General features: G+C 47.7%; 3 protein-coding genes. All 3 read right to left on the reverse strand.

Annotated elements, in window-relative coordinates; all coding sequences use genetic code 11:
• Window positions 1–118: 118 nt before the first annotated feature.
• The 3 genes from ACTHUE_RS12900 to ACTHUE_RS12910 all read right to left on the reverse strand — a co-directional run bounded on the left by ACTHUE_RS12900 (window position 119) and on the right by ACTHUE_RS12910 (window position 3577).
• Window positions 119–1774, reverse strand: a complete 1656-nt coding sequence (locus tag ACTHUE_RS12900) for an AMP-binding protein (RefSeq protein WP_070461425.1) — start codon at window positions 1772–1774, stop codon at window positions 119–121.
• A gap of 93 nt (window positions 1775–1867) precedes the next feature.
• On the reverse strand, window positions 1868–2971 hold the full coding sequence (mnmA, locus tag ACTHUE_RS12905) for a tRNA 2-thiouridine(34) synthase MnmA (protein ID WP_070461424.1): 1104 nt from the start codon (window positions 2969–2971) through the stop codon (window positions 1868–1870).
• 126 nt (window positions 2972–3097) lie between these two features.
• On the reverse strand, window positions 3098–3577 hold the full coding sequence (locus tag ACTHUE_RS12910) for a copper chaperone PCu(A)C (protein WP_070461423.1): 480 nt from the start codon (window positions 3575–3577) through the stop codon (window positions 3098–3100).
• Window positions 3578–3745: the final 168 nt, after the last annotated feature.

Raw genomic sequence — 3745 nt, forward strand, 5'->3', positions numbered from 1 at the left:
ATACCCATGTTGGAATGTGTGATTTTAACTTGAAGCAGCATATTCTGGCAAACGGCAAAAGCTTCAGGCCGTCTGAAAACAGCGTTTTCAGACGGCCTTATCATACTGATTCTATATATCAGCGCAGTTCGCGGCGCAGGATTTTGCCAACGTTGGATTTTGGCAACTCGTCGCGGAATTCGATGTCTTTCGGCACTTTATACGCCGTCAGCTCTTTACGGCAGAAATCGATCAACTCTTCCTTGGTCAAAGACGGATCTTTGCGTACGACGAAGACCTTAATCGCTTCGCCGGTTTTCTCATTTTTCACGCCGATACAGGCGACTTCCAAAACCTTGTCATTGCTAGCCACCACTTCTTCAATTTCGTTCGGATACACATTGAAACCAGATACCACAATCAAATCTTTTTTGCGGTCCACCAGCTTCAACCAACCTTTTTCATCCATAACAGCAATGTCGCCGGTCTCCAAAAAGCCGCGCGCATCGATTGCTTTGGCGGTTTCTTCCGGACGGTTCCAATAGCCTTTCATCACTTGCGGGCCGCGTACCCACAATTCGCCCGGTTGTCCGATAGGCACTTCTTTGCCGTCTGCATCACGCAATTCGACCTCGGTTGAAGAAACAGGCAAGCCGATACCACCGCTGTAAGCTTCGATATTCAAAGGATTACAACATACGCCCGGGCTGGCTTCGGTCAAGCCGTAAGCCTCCACAATCGGCGTACCAGTAATTTTTTTCCATTTTTCCGCCACGGCTTTTTGTGTTGCCATACCGCCGCCCAAAGTCAGCTTCAAACGGGAAAAATCAACTTCGGCAAAATCCGGACGGTTGACCATCGCATTAAACAGGGTATTCACACCGATGAATACGCTGATCGGCTCTTTTTTCAATTCACCGATAAATCCTTTCATATCGCGAGGGTTGGTAATCAGGATGATTTTAGAACCGGTATTGGCGAAAATCATCAGGTTTACCGTCAAGGCAAAGATGTGGTAAAGCGGCAGCGCGGCGATGACGGTTTCTTCGCCTTCGCTCAGTTGGAATTTAATCCATTCTTTCGCCTGAAGCATATTGGCGCAGATATTGCCGTGACTAAGGACGGCGCCTTTCGCCAAACCGGTTGTACCGCCTGTATATTGCAGCAAGGCAGTATCGTCGCGCGTCAACTCGACTGGCTTGAACGTATTGGCCGCACCTTGCTTCAAGGCCGTCTGAAAAGTGATGGTATTGGGAATGCGGTATTCCGGCACCATTTTTTTCACTTTGCGGATGACGAAGTTCATCAACGCGCCCTTAATCATGCCGAACATCTCGCCGACCGACGCGACAATCACATGTTTGATTTGTGTACGCGGCAACACCAATTCCAGCGTATTGGCAAAGTTCTCCAACACGACAATCGTTGTCGCGCCGCTGTCTTTCAACTGATGTTCCAACTCGCGCGGCGTATAAAGCGGATTCGTATTCACTGCCACCAAACCTGCCTGCAAAATACCGAAAAGCGCAATCGGATATTGCAAAACGTTCGGCATCATAATTGCCACACGCTCACCGCGCGGCAGTTTCAATACGTTTTGCAGGTAAGACGCAAAATCGGTCGCCAACTTGCCCACTTCGGCATAAGTCAGCGTTTTGCCCATGTTTTGAAAAGCAGGTTTATCCGAGAATTTCTCGACACTTTGACGGAATACGTCGCTGATGGAGCTGTATTGAGAGATATCGATTTCGGGGTTGACGCCTTGTTCGTAGCTTTTGAGCCAGAGTTTTTCCATGTTGATCAGTCTTTTATTTAGTCGTTTTTTGAAATCGAGGCCGTCTGAAAGGCTTTATTCAATCTGCCGCTTCGTTTTCAGACGGCCCTTTTATTAAGCAGTAATAATGACAGGCTTGTCGGTGGACATGATGATACCGCCGCCCAAGCACACATCGCCGTCGTACAGTACCGCTGACTGTCCGGGAGTTACCGCCCATTGCGGCTCGTCAAAAACAAGCTCGATGGTTTTATCATCCAAGTAACGCAACGTACAAGGCGCGTCAGCCATGCGGTAGCGCGTTTTGCAGGTATAGCGGCCTTCTTTCGGACGTTCCGGCAATGTGAAACTCAAATCGTTCATAATCAGGCTTTGTGTATAAAGCAAAGGATGGTCATGACCTTGGACGACAATCAGTTCGTTTTTGGTCAAATCCTTGGCCGCAACAAACCATGGCTCGCCTGCGCCGCCGATACCCAAGCCTTTGCGTTGGCCCAGCGTGTAAAACATCAGGCCGACGTGTTCGCCGACTACTTTGCCTCCAGGGGTAACCATTTTGCCATTATTGGTCGGCAGGTATTTTTGCAGAAATTCGCGGAACGGGCGTTCGCCGATAAAGCAAATACCGGTACTGTCTTTTTTGGTTGCGGTCGGTAATTTGAATTCTTCGGCAAGACGGCGGACTTCAGGTTTTTCCAACTCGCCCAATGGGAAAATTGCGCGCTCGAGTTGGAAAGGTTTGAGGCGGTACAGGAAATAGCTTTGGTCTTTGTTTTGATCCAAGCCTTTGAGCAGGTAATGCACTCCGTTGCGAACTTCTTTGCGGGCATAGTGCCCGGTGGCAATGGTATCGGCACCCTGCTCTATGGCATAGTCCAAAAAGCATTTGAATTTAATTTCAGCATTGCACAAGACATCCGGATTTGGCGTGCGGCCCGCGCTGTATTCTTTGAGGAAATAGGCAAATACGTTGTCTTTATATTGCGCAGCAAAATTGACGATGTCGATATCGATTCCGATGATATCGGCAACGGCAATAGCATCAAAGGAATCTTGTTTGATGCTGCAATATTCGTCGTTGTCGTCATCTTCCCAGTTCTGCATGAACACGCCACTGATTTGATGGCCTTGCTGTTTGAGCAGGGCTGCGGTAACGGATGAATCGACGCCGCCGGAAAGGCCGACGATGATGTTTGTTGGTGTGTTGGTAGTATTCATGAGGGGAATGTGGGTTTCAAATATATTTTTTAAAGCTTGATTTTAGCACATTTTGATTTAACGACAGAAAAGGCCGTCTGAAAGCCCAATGACTTTCAGACGGCCTTTATATGCAAATTCAAGCAATTAGTGCTGATGCGCGCCACCGTGACCATGGCCGTGACCGTGATCCATGCCGGATTGTGGTGCAGTTTTCACTTCCAGCTCGACAGTTTGAGATTTCGCGTTTTTGAATTTCAGGGTTACAGGTACTTTTTCGCCTTCTTTCAGCGGTTTTTTCAGACCCATGAACATAACGTGGTAGCTGCCTGGTTTCAGCTCGGTTACGCCTTTTGCAGCCAAAGGCACGCCGCCTTTAACTTCGCGCATACGCATAACGCCGTTGTCGTTAATATGGGTGTGTACTTCAACGCGTTCTGCAACAGGGCTGCTGCCGCCTACCAAGAAGTCTTGTTTGGCTTCATCGTTTTGGATTTTCATGAATGCGCCACCCATTTTCATACCTTCGACAGTGGCACGTGCCCAACCGTCTTCAATATGGATACCGGCTGCAGATACGGAAGTTGCCAAGCCTGCCAGAATCAGGGTTGCCATTAATTTTTTCATGTTTTGCTCCTTGTGTTTGCCAAATGGCTGGGATATACAGTCTTCATCTTACAACCAAAGGCCGTCTGAAAACTTTGATATAGATTAATTAATACTATCTAATCCTAACGAATTACCATATTACCACATTTTTAAGCAGTTAATGCAATAATCCAAACAATAAATAAC

It is taken from the genome of Neisseria sp. P0021.S005 (assembly GCF_051956955.1).